Here is a 14,941-nt window from a genome sequence, read left to right on the forward strand (position 1 = left end):
TCTAGCGCTGCCACCGAAAACACTCGGGGTTTTGTTTTCCTGACAAAAAAGCTATGTTATGTCATAACATATGAGAAATATTAACAATCACATCCATCTACCGTTCCAGCCTTTCATTTGACTCAAGGCGCTCTATTTCGCGCCCCGCTTGCCAAGGAAGCATCGATGTCCCTCTCCTCTCCCCTGCGTTCTCACCTGACACCGCTGGCCGCCGCCTTGCTGATGGCCTCCCCGGCCCATGCCCTGGACTTGCAACCCCAGGTCATCACCGGCAATCCGCTGGGCAGCCAACAACTCGCCTCCCCCAGCACCGTACTGGAAGGCGATGACCTGACCCTGCAACAGCAAGGCAGCCTTGGCGAAACCCTGAACAAGCAACCTGGCGTGTCGTCCTCGTATTTCGGTCCGGGGGCCAGCCGGCCGATCATTCGTGGCCAGGACGGCGATCGCATCCGCCTGCTGCGCAATGGCGTCGGCGCGCTGGATGCCTCGGCGCTGTCCTACGACCACGCCGTGCCGCTGGACCCGGTCAATGTCGAACGGATTGAAATCGTCCGCGGCCCGGCCGCCCTGCTCTATGGCGGCAGCGCCATCGGCGGCGTGGTCAATACCTTCGACAACCGCATCCCCACCACCGCCATCGACGGTATCCATGGGGCCGGGGAGTTGCGCTACGGCGGTGCCGACACCACCCGCAGCAGCGCCGGCAAGCTGGAAGCCGGTGACGGCACCTTCGCCTTGCACCTGGATGCCAGTGCCCGCGAGTTCAACGACCTGCGCATTCCAGGTTTCGCCCGAGACCGCAACGCACCGGCCAGCGAAGAGGCCGATCAACGCAAGGGACGCCTGGGCAACAGTGACGGGCGCCAGGATGGCGGCGCAATCGGCGGTTCCTACACCTGGGACGACGGCTACGCCGGCTTGTCCTACAGCAACTACGACTCCAACTACGGCTCCCCTGCCGAGCAGGACGTGCGTATTCGCATGCAGCAGGACCATTACGCCTTCGCCTCTGAAATCCGCAACCTGCAAGGCCCCTTCAGCTCGGTGAAACTCGATGCCGGCTACACCGAGTACAAGCACAGCGAGATCGAGGACGGGCAAGTCGGCACCACCTTCAAGAACAAGGGTTACGAAGCGCGGGTCGAAGCCCGGCACCTGCCCATCGGTCCGTTCAACGGGGTGATCGGCGCACAGGTCAGTCGCAACGAGTTCTCGGCACTGGGCGAAGAAGCCTTCGTGCCACAGACCGACACCAACACTGGCGCGCTGTTTCTGCTGGAAGAATTAAAGGCCAGCGAGCGCCTGACCTTCAGCCTCGGCGGCCGCCTGGAACATACGAGCATCGACCCCAACGCCCAGGGCAACGAACGCTTCGCCGCCGACCGCTCCAGCAACTTCACCGCCGGCAGCCTGTCATCGGGCGCGATCTACAGCCTGACGCCGATCTGGTCCGTGGCCGCGACCCTGAACTACACCGAACGCGCGCCGACCTTCTACGAGCTGTACGCCAACGGCGCCCACGTGGCGACCGGCACCTATGAACTGGGCGACGCCAACCTGTCGAAGGAAAAAGCCGTGTCCAGCGACCTGGCCCTGCGCTTCGACAACGGCACCCACAAGGGCAGCGTCGGCGTGTTCTACAGCCACTTCTCCAACTACATCGGCCTGCTGGGCACCGGTCGCACCCTCAACGACGAAGGTCAGGAAGACGCGGCCGGAATTCCCGAATACCGCTACTCCGGGGTACGCGCACGTTTCGCCGGTTTCGAGGCGCAGGATCACTGGAAACTTGGCGAAAGCGCCTACGGCAAATTTGCCTTGGAACTGTCCGGGGACTACACCCGAGCCACCAACCTCGACACCGGCGAGGCGCTGCCACGGATCGCTCCGTTGCGCCTGAACAGCGGCCTGCTGTGGGAGCTGGATCGCTGGCAAGCGCGGATCGACGTCGAGCATGCGGCGGGACAAGGGCGGGTGCCGGCCAACGAGACCGGCACATCGGGATACACCACGTTCGGCGCCAGCGCCGGTTACCACTTCGACATCGGCAGCAGCCAGTGGCTGGCCTTCGTCAAGGGTGACAACCTGACCAACCAGACCGTGCGCTACGCCAGTTCGATCCTGCGGGATATCGCGCCGGCGCCGGGGCGCAGCGTGGAGTTCGGGTTGCGTACCACGTTCTGAAGCGCCTTGCGAAGGTCCGGTCCCACTGATCCTTCAGTTGGCCATGAACAAGGCGGCCACCTCTCGGTGGCCGCCTTTTCAAGAGACCGCTGCACGGATCAGCCCTTGCCTTTCCAGCGATCCAATGCAACCAGCACCAGCGATATCACCACAAAGACCACCAGTACCATCAGCGCATTGATAAGCACCTGTGAATAACCCAGTTGGCCCACGTCGATAAAGGGATAAGGATAGGAGCCGACAAAGTAACCACGCACCAGGGCGTAAACGAAATAGACCGCCGGATAGATCAGCCACGGCCACACATCGCTCCATTGCAGGGTGCCCTTGGGCACGCAGAACCACCAATAGATCACAAACAGCACCGGCATCACGTCGTGCAGCAACTCGTCGGCCACCCACTGCAGGCCCTCGGGATTCCAGGTATTGCGCAGCAGCAGGCTGTACGCCAGCCCGACCAGCACAATGGCGGCGGCTACACCAGTCTGTACCGTGGGTTTGAGAAAAAACCGCCGCAGCGGCGAATCCCCTGATGTGGCCGCGCAGGTCAGCACGATCGCCACCAGGATATTGGTCAACACCGTGAAGTAGCTAAAGAAGATATCCACCCCGCCCAACAGGCTCTTGTCGCCCTGCCAGCGTGACATCAGGATCACGTAAAGCTGGAGGATCAGGGCAAACCATCCCAGCACTGCCGCGATTTTCACCGCAATACCGCCCACGCTTTGCGTTAACACCATCTCGTCGCTCATGACCTGGCTCCTGGCTACGCGGCACCTGCGACGGCAAAGCCCCCATCGATTGGGCGCTTATAAACAGGCTGTCTGTTGAGCAAGACCCTAGAAGAATGCAGGACAAGACTCTACTGTCAGAAATGACAGTCCTGACCAACGGTCACCATCAGCGCCGGCCTCGCCAGCGATCCACGGCAATCAGCAGCACCGACAACAGCACGAATGCCAACACCACCCTCCCGGCATTGATAAACATCTGGGGATAACCCAGCTCGCCCACATCGATGAAGTCATAAGGGTAGGCGCCGATCAGGTATCCGCGCAGCAGCAGGTAAGCGCAGTAGACCAGCAGATAGATCAGCCATGGCAGCGCATCCCGCCATGACAAGCGTCCCCTTGGCACACAGAACCACCAATAGAGCAAAAACAGCACCGGCATCACATCGTGCATCAACTCATCGGGGACCCACTGGAACTCCTGGAAACTCAACGGAACGCGCAACAGCAGGTTGTACACCAGGGCGACCAGAATCATGCCGACCGCCGCGCCGCCCTGAACCGAGGGCTGGAGAAAGAAACGCCGCAGGGTCGAATCACCTGAGGTCGCCACGCAGGTCAACACCAACGCCGCCAGGATATTGATCAGCACCGTGAGGTAACTGAAGAAGACGTCCAGCCCACCCAACAGGCTCCCCGCGGCCTGACAGTTCTGGTAGAGCTGGATGCCCAATGTCACCCAGCCCAGCAGTGCCACGCCCTTCAAGGCTCCCCCACGCCAGCCTTGCATCAAAACCCTGTCATGGCTCATGACCTTGGCTCCTGACTCGCGCAACCTCCGAGTTCTCAAAGACCCTTATCGGTTAAGCACTCGATACAACGCGGGGCCTGCTGAGCATGACCCTAGAAGAACGCGAGACAAGGCTCTACTGTCAGAAATGACAGTTCTGACCAACGGCAGCCCCGCTCGCAAGCGCTTTGAAAAAACACTACCGACGAATGAGGCTGATACGGTGCGTTAACAGTCCCTGAAAAGGCCTGATGGATCCCCCTCGAATGCGACTTTGCTCTTTCATTCGTATGAAGTTTCCTAGAAAATCCTGACCGCTTGCGCCTGCCAAAACACGTGACTAGTCTTCGTTGGTCACTGCCAATTCAGTGATCGGGTTTAGTCGCCCACTGTTGAGTTAAGGCGCATAGCGCCATCGTCCTGTTCAGGCGCTTTTTTGTTGCCTGCACTTTATGGTGGCTGTGCGCAGGGCGCCCTCGGGCGCGCCGGTTCCTTAGCTCGCCGGTCGACTAACCTGCGTACAGCTGCCACCCCCATCGTTTAGTCGCGACTCGGTAGCAGCTCAACCCATGTTGAGAGAGCTAGACCTATGTCGAAGATTACTCCCGATCCCCCCGTCAACCCGCTGTACAAGCACGACAAGACCAGCGACCGGGTATTCGCCCATTACAACCTGCCGCCGCTGGAACCGCCCGAACCTTGCAAACTGCCGGAAAGCCTGTACCGGATCCGCACGGATGTGCGCTCGGAAGAGTCGCTGACCGCCGCCTATGAGTTGCTCGAATCGGCCGCCGCGACCGCCTATGAATCCGTGGAAAACCTGAGCGGCGCCAACCGCAAGGTGGTGCTGGGCGTGGTGCACCTGATCGAGTTGGCGAAGGCGTTGGTGGATTCGGCGTTGAATGAGCGTGCCGTAGAGCACCCATAAGATTTGTAGTGTCTGGGCCGGCCTCTTCGCGGGCAAGCTCCGCTCCCACATTAGATTTGTGTCGTGCACAACATCCAGGCTCAACGCAAATACTGTGGGAGCGGAGCTTGCCCGCGAAGAGGCCAGTAGCCGTTATGCAAACACTCAGGCAACTACACCTACACAGACAACACCAAATCGCAGCGACTCAACCTAGTGCTGAATAACCTCACCGCGCATCGGCGCCAGCCGTGCAATCAAACGATTCTGCACCGGCACCGGAATACCCTGGGCATCCATCGCCGCAATCAGGTCCTCCACCAGCGCATTAAAATCACTGCGGCTGACGTTCTGGCCCTTGTGGCTCTCGGCCATGGTGTCGCCGGTGTACACGCAAGGCCCGCCCGCCTCCACGCAGAACTGCTCGACCAGTTTGTCCCGCAGGCGCTGGATATCGATCTTGCGGAAACGCTCGACGATCCGTGGGTCATGAGCAATGTTCAGCAGCATGCCCTCGACGATCCGGGTAATCCCCGCCCGCTCGCCGAGGTCACGATAGAGGCTGTCATCCTTGGGCGGCTGCTGGGCACAACCGGCCAGCAGAAGAACAACCAGCAACAGTTTCAGACCACGCATCAGAAACTCCCCTGCACGGACAGATAGGTGCCGTTCTGGTTATCCAGGGTCGCGATTTCTCCGAGCTTGGCGTAAGCCAAAACAAAGGAAACATGCTTGTTGGGGAAGTAACCGACAAACAGATCAGCCCAATCGCTCTCACCGGAAAACGACAGGTTGTCCGGCTTCTGCCGATACTCCACGCCCATGGCCCAGCGCGGGTTGAACAGTACCGCCACCGAGCCCTCCTTGAGCAGGCTGCGGGTATCGCGTCGATCACCGCCGAAGCCCATCAACCCCAGCTCGTTGGCCCGACTGTAGCGCACGCCGCCGTTGACCAGCAGGTTGTAACCGAAGGCCGCCCCCATGAACAGGCGGCTGGCGGCCAGATAGCCTTCGACGTCCTGGTCACGCTTGGCGCCCACCAGTTGCGGAATCTCGAAGTTGGTCTGGTGCTTGTACTCAAGCCCCAGGGACACCTGGGGCAAGCGGTCGTAGATCACGTCACCAAACAGCCGCACCTTCAGGCCAAGGATGTCCTGCCCCAGATGATCCTCCGGCAGGTTCAGCTTGCTGACCAGCGAGCCGAGGTCGAAGCGCTGGCGGGCAAAGGAAACCTCCACGCGGTTGTCGTAGGACGCCGCGGCCCCGGCCACATCGAGCCGATAATCCGGAAGATTGACCGTAGTGGCGAACGCGGTGGCACTCCACTCGTTCTGTTCGCCATAGCCAGTCAACACCGCCCAGGGCGTGATCCCACCGCCCGCCGGGCCTTCGAGGCTGCTGGCCCCACCCGTGGCGATCAAACGGCCGTTGTCGGCCAGAACCGGTTGCGCACCCAGGCAGGCCAGGCCGCAGAGCAAGAGAGATAAACGCTTCATGGCAGTCAATGAACCATAACGGACGGTGAACCCAAAGGTAAGGCAACCCAGGCCTCGAACGCCGCCGCGGTCAACGGGCGGCTGATCAGGTAACCCTGGGCGGTGTCGCAGTGCCAGCGCTCCAGCAAGCGCAGGCTGTGTGCATATTCGACGCCCTCGGCGACCACCTTGAGCCCCAGGTTGTGGCTCATTTCGATGGTCGAGCGAACGATCACCGCGTCCTCGCTGGTTTCATCCAGGTCGCGGACGAAGGATTGGTCGATCTTCAGTTCCTGCACCGGCAGGCGCTTGAGGTGCGCCAGCGACGAGTAACCGGTGCCGAAGTCATCCACCGACAGGCTGATGCCGCACTCGCGCAGCCGGTGCAAAACCTTCAAGGCCTGCTCGGGCTCGCGCATCACGGCGCTTTCGGTGATCTCGAAAATCAATTGTTCGGCCGGCAACCGGTAGTGCTTGAGCAATGCCGAGACCCGGTCGGTCAGGTCGGGGCCGAGCAGGTCTTCTGCCGAAATATTCAACGACAGCTGCAAGCGCAGGCCCCGCTGGTTCCACTCCGACAACTGGCGCACGCCCTCCTCGATCACCCATTGGGTGAGGATCTGGATGCTGCCGGTCCGTTCGGCCAGGACGATGAACTCCGCCGGCGAGACCATGCCGAACTGCGGGTGTTGCCAGCGCAACAGGGCTTCGGCCTGACGCACGCGGCCCAGGCGAATATCCAGCTTGGGCTGGTAGTGCAGCAGCAACTCGCCATTGGCCGCGGCATGGCGCAGGTCGCGAATCAGGGTGACCTGCCGGCGGTGCGCGACGTCGCGTCCCTGTTCGTAGATCTGGATACGGCCGGGGATCTGTTCGGCATCTTTCATGGCGATGGCGGCGCGGCTGAGCAGCTCTTCGGCGGACAGGCCATCCCCCGGGAAGGCGGCAATCCCCATCCGGCAATCCAGGGCCACGTCATGCCCGGCAATCCGCTGGGGCTTGAGCAACAGTTGCTGGAGCTTGTCCGCGGTGGCGACCGCGCCGTCGCTGGCGGTGTTCTGCAGCAACAACAGAAACTCGCCGCCGATCAGGTGCGCCACGGTATCGCCTGCACGCAGGGCGCCCAGCAGGCGCTGGCCGACCTGTTGCAGCATCAGGTCCACCGAGTCGGGGCCGCCGGCTTCGCCGATCGCCCGCAGGTTGTCGATTTCCAGGTAGACCAGGGCCACCGGACGCCCGGCGCTGATCGCGCTGCCCAGGCGTTCCATGGCCAGCGCCCGGTTGGGCAGGCCGGTCAGCCCGTCGTGCAAGGCATTGTGCGCCAGTTGCTGTTCGCGCTCGGCGATACCGCTTTGCATGGAGTTGAAGGCAGTGGCCAGGAGCCCCAGTTCATCACTGCGCTTGAGCGGCACCGGGGTCTGGTAATCGCCCTGGCCGATCCGTTCCGCCGCCTGGGCCAGGGCCCGCACCGGCTGCGAAACACTGCGCGCCAGCAACAAGGCACCGGCCAGGGATGCCACCAGCGAGATCAGGGCGATCAGCAGAATGTTCTGGTCGAGCGGCGCGAACGCCTGCATCGCCGCATCCAGCGGACTTTGCAGCAAGGCGATGACCTGGTTGTCATTTTCGTCGGCCGTACTGGCCAGCATCAGGGTCTTGCTGAGGAAGCTGTGCTGCTCATATTCGGTCAGTTCCTGTATGTGTTTCGTGGCGTTGGCGAGCATCAGATGCTCAATGCTTTCGGCCATGGCCGGCGGCTGGGTGCTCACCAATTGCCCGGGCTGCTGCATGTCCACGGTCAGGAACGACACTTCCAGGTTGCTCAGCGAACGCAGCTCGCGGGCAAACGCGGTGTCCATGGAAAAGCCCATCACCACCCGGGCAATCGGCAAGGGCGCCAGCACCGGTGCTTCCACCAACAGGTGCGGCTGGCCCTGCAACGGCACGATCAGGGTCGATTGCCTGGCCCGCCGCGCGTCGCGCAAGGCCTGGTCATAGCGGAACTGCGAACCTTCGGGCGCCTCGGCCAGGGTGCTGGCAAGGACCTTGCCGTCCATGCTCAAAAGGATCATGTCAGTGGCGTTGATGCGCTTGCCGTGGTTGATCAGCACCGAACGGATGGTCGCCGAGTCGCCGCTGGCGACCGCATCGCGAAAGCCGAAATCCGCCGCCAACAGTTGCACGCCATCGCTCAGGCGTCGGCTCTGGACATCCAGCAGGCGTTCGAAGACCCGGGTACCGAGCTGCAATTGTTCGGCAGCCTGGCTGCGGATCGCGCTGCTGGTGGCCGCCTTGACGCTGAAATACAGCGCGCCGACCACCACCAGCAACAGCAGGATCAGGACGCAGGCGACCCGCGCCTGAAAGCTACTTCGCAGTTTCACTGACAGCTTTATTGAAGGCATCGCCGAAAGCACTCGGAGCCGGCGCCGCGGGTGCGTCCGGTGACAGTGGTTGGATCGACAGGCTGAAGCGCTGCTTCAGGTCCGTGGCGGACACACCGATTTCGCCTCCTGGCTGCGGCAGCATATCGGCCACCTGGGGATGCCAGAGCGTCACGTGGTAGCGGCCGGCGGGCAGTTTGTCGAAACGGATCAGGCCCTTTTTATCACTGACCGCGAACCAGGGATCGTCGGTCACATAGACATAGCCAAGCATCCAGTCATGGATGTTGCAACCCAGCACCACGATACCGGGCTTGTCGAACAGCACCGGGTCCGACGGCGTGCCTTCGTACAGGCGCAGTTCAAAGCGCTTGGGCGTCGAGAAGGAATAGACCTGATGGCGGATATTGTCACTGTTGGGAAAGCGGATCTGGGTGCCGGTATGCACCGCCAGCACATGGGGGTCGTACTGTTTGTCGCGCTGGTCCATGTCGGCCTTGAGGCTGAGGACAGGCGGCGGCGCATCGCCCTGCAGGGTCAAGACCGCGTTCGGCAAGGGCTTGCCGTCCTGATCGACGATCTCGGCCTGGAAACCGGCGGCGGCGCTCAGGCCGCTCGACAGCAGGCATGCAACAAGTAGAAACAAACCAATCAACGAGGTTGGGCGGGCCATGCAGCAACTACTCATAAGTGGGTGATCGTGGGGGCCGACCTTGGCATAAAAGCGTTCCGCGAATGCAGATTACCGGGGCTTGCAGGGAAGAGCACGCGGCAAATGGGGCCATTAGCCACTATTCTGGCAAAGCCGACGAACAACCGTGCGCCCGGCCAAACCTCTACAGAAAAAGTAACCCTGTACAACGCTTATTGACCAACTATCGGCCGACTTTCGCAAAGCTATACCCCTCGGCCATTGAAACCACCGGCGGCTCGCCCCATCTAACTGGCATATATCACTGTGCAGGTGCCCCATGAGCGAGCAGCAGGAATTCCCTGAACATCCGACCCTAGAGGCCGACACCGAACACACCCTTGACGATGCCCACGCCGCGAGCGCCTCCGGCACCGGCCTGGCGCTGCCCGGGCAGAACCTGCCGGACAAGGTCTATATCATCCCGATCCACAACCGCCCGTTCTTCCCGGCCCAGGTGCTGCCGGTCATCGTCAACGAAGAACCCTGGGCCGAAACCCTGGAACTGGTGAGCAAGTCCGATCACCACTCCCTGGCGCTGTTCTTCATGGACACGCCCAGCGAAGACACCCGCCATTTCGACACCAAGGCGCTGCCCGAGTACGGCACCCTGGTGAAGGTCCACCATGCCAGTCGCGAAGGCGGCAAATTGCAGTTTGTCGCCCAGGGCCTGACCCGGGTGCGTATCCGTACCTGGCTCAAGCACCATCGCCCGCCGTACCTGGTGGAAGTCGAATACCCACACCAGCCGAGCGATCCGACCGACGAGGTCAAGGCCTACGGCATGGCCCTGATCAATGCGATCAAGGAGCTGTTGCCGCTCAATCCGCTGTACAGCGAAGAGTTGAAGAACTACCTCAACCGCTTCAGCCCCAACGATCCGTCGCCGCTGACCGACTTCGCCGCCGCCCTGACCTCGGCCACCGGCAACGAACTGCAGGAAGTACTCGACTGCGTGCCGATGCTCAAGCGCATGGAAAAAGTCCTGCCGATGCTGCGCAAGGAAGTCGAAGTCGCGCGGCTGCAAAAGGAAATCTCCGCCGAGGTGAACCGCAAGATCGGCGAGCACCAGCGCGAGTTCTTCCTCAAGGAACAGCTCAAGGTCATCCAGCAGGAGCTGGGGCTGACCAAGGACGACCGCAGCGCCGACCTCGAACAGTTCGAGCAGCGCTTGCAGGGCAAGGTCCTCCCGGCCCAGGCGCAAAAGCGCATCACCGAGGAAATGAACAAGCTGTCGATCCTCGAGACCGGCTCGCCGGAATACGCCGTCACCCGCAATTACCTGGAATGGGCCACTGCCCTGCCCTGGGGCGTGTATGGCGAAGACAAGCTCGACCTCAAGCATGCGCGCAAGGTCCTCGACCTGCACCATGCAGGCCTGGATGACATCAAGGCACGTATCCTCGAATTCCTCGCGGTCGGCGCCTACAAGGGCGAGATCAGCGGCTCCATCGTCCTGCTGGTGGGGCCGCCGGGCGTGGGCAAGACCAGCGTCGGCAAATCCATCGCCGAATCCCTCGGGCGGCCGTTCTATCGCTTCAGCGTCGGCGGCATGCGCGACGAAGCCGAGATCAAGGGCCACCGCCGCACCTATATCGGCGCCCAGCCGGGCAAGCTGGTGCAGGCCTTGAAAGAGGTCGAGGTGATGAACCCGGTGATCATGCTCGACGAGATCGACAAGATGGGCCAGAGCTTCCAGGGCGACCCGGCCTCGGCGCTGCTGGAAACCCTCGACCCGGAACAGAACGTGGATTTCCTCGACCACTACCTGGACCTGCGCCTGGACCTGTCGAAAGTGCTGTTCATCTGCACCGCCAACACCCTGGATTCGATCCCGGGTCCGTTGCTGGATCGGATGGAAGTGATTCGCCTGTCGGGCTATATCACCGAGGAAAAACTCGCCATCGCCAAGCGCCACCTGTGGCCCAAGCAGTTGGCAAAGGCCGGCGTCAGCAAAAGCAGCCTGAGCATCAGCGACGGTGCCTTGCGCGCGGTGATCGACGGTTACGCCCGGGAAGCCGGGGTCCGTCAGTTGGAGAAACAACTGGGCAAACTGGTGCGCAAGGCGGTGGTCAAGTTGCTGGACGCGCCGGACACGGCGATCAAGATCGGCAACAAGGACCTCGAAGCCTCGCTGGGTATGCCGGTGTTCCGTAATGAACAGGTGCTCTCCGGGGTCGGTGTGATCACCGGTCTGGCCTGGACCAGTATGGGGGGTGCCACTTTGCCGATCGAGGCGACCCGCATCCATACGCTCAACCGGGGTTTCAAGCTCACCGGGCAGTTGGGTGAGGTGATGAAGGAATCGGCGGAGATCGCCTACAGCTACGTCAGCTCGAACCTCAAGCAGTTTGGCGGCGATCCGGAGTTTTTCGATAAAGCCTTTGTGCATCTGCATGTGCCGGAAGGCGCGACGCCGAAAGACGGTCCGAGTGCCGGGGTGACCATGGCCAGTGCGCTGCTGTCCCTGGCGCGTAACCAGCCACCGAAGAAGGGCGTGGCCATGACCGGTGAGCTGACGCTGACCGGGCATGTGCTGCCGATTGGCGGGGTGCGCGAGAAGGTGATTGCGGCGAGGCGGCAGAAGCTGTTCGAGCTGATCCTGCCGGACGCCAACCGTGGGCATTTCGAGGAGTTGCCGGATTACCTGAAGGAAGGCATCACGGTGCACTTCGCCAAGCGCTTCTCGGATGCGGCGAAGATTTTGTTCTAACGGATAGCGACCATGCGCGGACCTGTAGGAGCCGGCTTGCTGGCGATTGCAATCTAACCGTCGACGCCTTTGTCGACTGATCAACCGCAATCGCCAGCAAGCCGGCTCCTACAAGGACCGCGCCGTCTGGTATGGCGGGTCAAGACGCTATCCGCGCTCTCAAACGCCAGGCATTAGTGCAACGCCAGCTCCACGGGTTATGCTCGGTCATCGCTGTAATAACTGGAGACACTATGACCCCGACTCGCCTGCTGCTGCCGTTAAGCCTCGCCTTGCTCGCCGCCTGTGCCCAGCAACCGCGCCAGAACGTGACGCTGGAAAAACAGAGTGACTGTCCGATGCAACTCAAGACCGGGCAGAACATGATCCTCAGCCTGCCCAGCAACCCCACCACCGGTTTTCGCTGGGCCATCCAGGACTCGGCCGGCGGCGTGCTGAAAAGCCTCGGCCCGGAGGTCTACCACAACCCCGACGACAACGGCCTGGTGGGCAGCGGCGGGCAATCGACCTGGCGCTTCCAGGCCTTCGCCGCCGGCACCGGGCGCCTGCGCCTGACCTACCAGCAACCCTGGGAACCGGAAGCCGCGCCGGCACAAAGCTTCGACTGCCCGATCACGGTGAACTGACATGCCTTGGCTGATCCTCGCCCTGATGGGGGCTGCCGCGTTCCTCTACGGCGTGAGCATCGAGCTGCCGATGCTGTGCCTGCTGACCAAGCCGGTGCCGGTGTTGGTCCTGCTCGGCTGGTTGCACGATGCGCCGGTGACCGAGTATCGCCGCTGGATCGGCCTGGGTTTGATCTTTTCCCTGCTGGGAGATGTGCTGCTGGCCTGGCCGGGCGATCTGTTCGTGTTCGGCCTGGGCGCGTTCCTGGTCGCACACCTGGCCTACCTCAAGGCTTACCTGGGCGACTGCCGTCGACTGGCGCCATTGCCCTTGTTGCTGGCCCTGCTGATCGGCGCCGGCTTGCTCGGCATCCTGATGTCCAAGGGCCTGGGCGACCTGCTGATCCCGGTCACGGTTTACGCACTGGCCATCAGCGCCATGCTCTGGCGCGCCCTGGCCCGCCTGGGTACCGATGTGCCCAAGCGCTCCGCCCTTCTGGCGGCCGCCGGCGCCCTGACCTTCGCCTTCTCCGACAGCCTGATCGGCATCGATCGCTTCGTGGTCAAGTTCGCCGCCGCGCCTTACCTGATCATCATTGCCTACTGGCTGGGACAATGGGGCATTGCGGCCTCGGCCTTCAGCCAGAAGCCGCGCTGAGGTTTGCAGCGAGCGGGCCAGGCGTTTTATCCGACAAAGCGCGCATCGCGGCGCCAACTTGGCTAAAATGCCGGCCTTTTCAGCATCCGCCGGAACCGTCGTGAGCAAAGAACCCGATCGCCTTTTCGCCCAGCCCCTGGCCCAGGTGCCGGACTTCGCCTTCAACGAAGACGTGGTGCGGGTCTTCCCGGACATGATCAAGCGCTCGGTGCCCGGCTACCCGACCATCGTCGAGAACCTCGGCGTGCTCGCCGCGCAGTTCGCCCAGCCCCACAGCGTGCTCTATGACCTGGGCAGCTCCCTCGGCGCGGTCACCCAGGCCCTGCGCCGTCACGTGCGCAGCGACGGGTGCCGGGTGATCGCTGTGGATAACTCCGCGGCCATGGTCGAACGCTGCCGCCAGTACCTCAACGGCCAGGACTCGATGTTCCAGGAGCTGCTGCCGGTGGACGTGATCGAGGGCGATATCCTCGCCCTGGAATTCCAGCCGGCCTCGGTGGTGGCGCTGAACTTCACCCTGCAATTCATCGCCCCCGAACAGCGCCAGGCGTTGCTCGGGCGCATTCGCCAGGCCCTGCTGCCCGGCGGCGCGCTGATTCTCTCGGAGAAACTGCGTTTCAATGACCTCGAAGAACACGCGCTGCTCACCGACCTGCACGTCGCCTTCAAGCGCGCCAATGGCTACAGCGAACTGGAAATTGCCCAGAAGCGCAGCGCCATCGAAAACGTCATGAAACCCGACAGCCTCGAAGAACACCGCGAACGCCTGCTGGCCGCGGGTTTCTCGAAAGTCGTGCCCTGGTTCCAATGCCTTAACTTTGCCTCGTTGATTGCCCTGCCATGATTGATCTGTCCCCCCTCGCCCGCCGCCTGGCGGGCACCCCTTTGGCCGCGTGGGCCAACGGCCTGCAAGCGCAACTCGATGCCCGCATGGAAAAAGGCCATGGCGACCTGGAGCGCTGGCAGAGCGCGCTCGATGCGCTGCCGAAGCTCCAGCCGACCCAGGTCGATCTGCTGAACGGCCTGACCCTGGACACTGATTGCGACGACGCCACCCGCGCCAGGATGCGTAGCGCGCTGATGGGCTTGTGCCCGTGGCGCAAAGGCCCGTTCGATCTGTTCGGTGTGCATGTCGATACCGAATGGCGTTCGGACTGGAAATGGTCGCGGGTCGCCCCGCACCTGGACCTCAAGGGCAAGCGCATTCTCGATGTCGGTTGCGGCAACGGCTACTACATGTGGCGCATGCTCGGGGCCGGCGCGGACACGGTGATCGGGGTCGATCCGAACTGGCTGTTCTTCTGCCAGTTCCAGGCTGTGCAGCGCTACTTGTCGGAGCCGTCGGCCTGGCATCTGCCATTCCCTTTCGAGGACCTGCCGGCCGAGCTGGAAGGCTTCGACACGGTGTTCTCCATGGGTGTGTTCTACCATCGGCGCTCGCCCATCGAGCATTTGCTGGCGCTCAAGGACTGCCTGGTCAAGGGCGGCGAACTGGTGCTGGAAACCCTGGTGGTGGAAGGTGACGAGCATCAGGTGTTGATGCCCGAAGATCGTTATGCGCAGATGCGCAATGTCTGGTTCCTGCCGTCGGTGCCGGCGCTGGAGCGCTGGTTGCGCCGTGCCGGGTTCAGCGACGTGCGCTGTGTCGATGTGAGCGTGACCACGGTGCAGGAGCAGCGCGGGACCGAGTGGATGAAGTATCAGTCGTTGAGTGACTTCCTCGATCCGGAAGATCACAGCAAGACCATCGAAGGCTTGCCGGCGCCGATGCGGGCAGTGATGGTCGCCCGCAAGTAAGAT

At 62.3% G+C, this 14,941-nt stretch carries 13 protein-coding genes; 7 read left to right on the top strand and 6 right to left on the bottom strand.

Annotation, left to right across the window (positions count from 1 at the left end; all coding sequences use genetic code 11):
* Positions 1 to 165 precede the first annotated feature (165 nt).
* A complete protein-coding gene (locus CWE01_RS31945; protein WP_100944536.1) occupies positions 166 to 2,187 on the top strand; it encodes a TonB-dependent receptor in 2,022 nt (673 codons plus the stop codon).
* 98 nt (positions 2,188 to 2,285) lie between these two features.
* Here the strand turns inward: CWE01_RS31945 and CWE01_RS31950 are convergent, their stop codons facing one another.
* A complete protein-coding gene (locus CWE01_RS31950) occupies positions 2,286 to 2,939 on the bottom strand; it encodes a Pr6Pr family membrane protein (RefSeq protein ID WP_100944537.1) in 654 nt (217 codons plus the stop codon).
* Between the two features lie 148 nt (positions 2,940 to 3,087).
* Positions 3,088 to 3,729, bottom strand: a complete 642-nt coding sequence (locus CWE01_RS31955; RefSeq protein ID WP_100944538.1) for a Pr6Pr family membrane protein — start codon at positions 3,727 to 3,729, stop codon at positions 3,088 to 3,090.
* Between the two features lie 568 nt (positions 3,730 to 4,297).
* Between CWE01_RS31955 and CWE01_RS31960 the strand changes: the two genes are divergently transcribed.
* Positions 4,298 to 4,636: a DUF6124 family protein gene (locus CWE01_RS31960; RefSeq protein ID WP_100944539.1), complete on the top strand. Its 339-nt coding sequence runs from the start codon at positions 4,298 to 4,300 to the stop codon at positions 4,634 to 4,636.
* Positions 4,637 to 4,828: 192 nt separating this feature from the next.
* Here the strand turns inward: CWE01_RS31960 and CWE01_RS31965 are convergent, their stop codons facing one another.
* Genes CWE01_RS31965 through CWE01_RS31980 form a run of 4 tightly spaced genes read right to left on the bottom strand, consistent with a single transcriptional unit; the run spans position 4,829 to position 9,147 of the window.
* A complete protein-coding gene (locus CWE01_RS31965; protein ID WP_100944540.1) occupies positions 4,829 to 5,251 on the bottom strand; it encodes a group 1 truncated hemoglobin in 423 nt (140 codons plus the stop codon).
* On the bottom strand, positions 5,251 to 6,111 hold the full coding sequence (locus CWE01_RS31970; RefSeq protein ID WP_100944541.1) for a DUF3034 family protein: 861 nt from the start codon (positions 6,109 to 6,111) through the stop codon (positions 5,251 to 5,253). The genes CWE01_RS31965 and CWE01_RS31970 overlap by 1 nt, the downstream gene beginning before the upstream one ends.
* 5 nt (positions 6,112 to 6,116) lie before the next feature.
* Positions 6,117 to 8,474 carry a bifunctional diguanylate cyclase/phosphodiesterase gene (locus CWE01_RS31975; protein ID WP_100944542.1) on the bottom strand — a complete coding sequence of 786 codons (2,358 nt, stop codon included), beginning with the start codon at positions 8,472 to 8,474 and terminating at the stop codon, positions 6,117 to 6,119.
* Positions 8,458 to 9,147, bottom strand: a complete 690-nt coding sequence (locus CWE01_RS31980; protein WP_177143285.1) for a methylamine utilization protein — start codon at positions 9,145 to 9,147, stop codon at positions 8,458 to 8,460. Before CWE01_RS31980 ends, CWE01_RS31975 begins: the two co-directional genes overlap by 17 nt.
* A 298-nt stretch (positions 9,148 to 9,445) precedes the next feature.
* On the opposite strand from CWE01_RS31980, the gene lon reads away from it, so the two are divergent.
* The 5 genes from lon to cmoB all read left to right on the top strand — a co-directional run bounded on the left by lon (position 9,446) and on the right by cmoB (position 14,938).
* Positions 9,446 to 11,878 carry an endopeptidase La gene (gene lon, locus CWE01_RS31985; protein ID WP_100944543.1) on the top strand — a complete coding sequence of 811 codons (2,433 nt, stop codon included), beginning with the start codon at positions 9,446 to 9,448 and terminating at the stop codon, positions 11,876 to 11,878.
* Positions 11,879 to 12,111: 233 nt separating this feature from the next.
* The gene (locus tag CWE01_RS31990; RefSeq protein ID WP_100944544.1) at positions 12,112 to 12,504 is read left to right on the top strand and encodes a protease inhibitor I42 family protein; all 393 of its coding nucleotides are present in this window, start codon (positions 12,112 to 12,114) and stop codon (positions 12,502 to 12,504) included.
* A gap of 1 nt (position 12,505) precedes the next feature.
* Positions 12,506 to 13,141, top strand: a complete 636-nt coding sequence (locus tag CWE01_RS31995) for a lysoplasmalogenase (protein WP_100944545.1) — start codon at positions 12,506 to 12,508, stop codon at positions 13,139 to 13,141.
* 67 nt (positions 13,142 to 13,208) lie between these two features.
* Positions 13,209 to 13,985, top strand: coding sequence for a carboxy-S-adenosyl-L-methionine synthase CmoA (gene cmoA / locus CWE01_RS32000; RefSeq protein WP_177143379.1), 777 nt, complete (start codon positions 13,209 to 13,211; stop codon positions 13,983 to 13,985).
* Positions 13,982 to 14,938: a tRNA 5-methoxyuridine(34)/uridine 5-oxyacetic acid(34) synthase CmoB gene (gene cmoB, locus CWE01_RS32005; RefSeq protein ID WP_100944547.1), complete on the top strand. Its 957-nt coding sequence runs from the start codon at positions 13,982 to 13,984 to the stop codon at positions 14,936 to 14,938. The genes cmoA and cmoB overlap by 4 nt, the downstream gene beginning before the upstream one ends.
* Positions 14,939 to 14,941 lie beyond the last annotated feature (3 nt).

Source organism: Pseudomonas sp. QS1027 (genome assembly GCF_002814235.1).
GTDB lineage: Bacteria > Pseudomonadota > Gammaproteobacteria > Pseudomonadales > Pseudomonadaceae > Aquipseudomonas.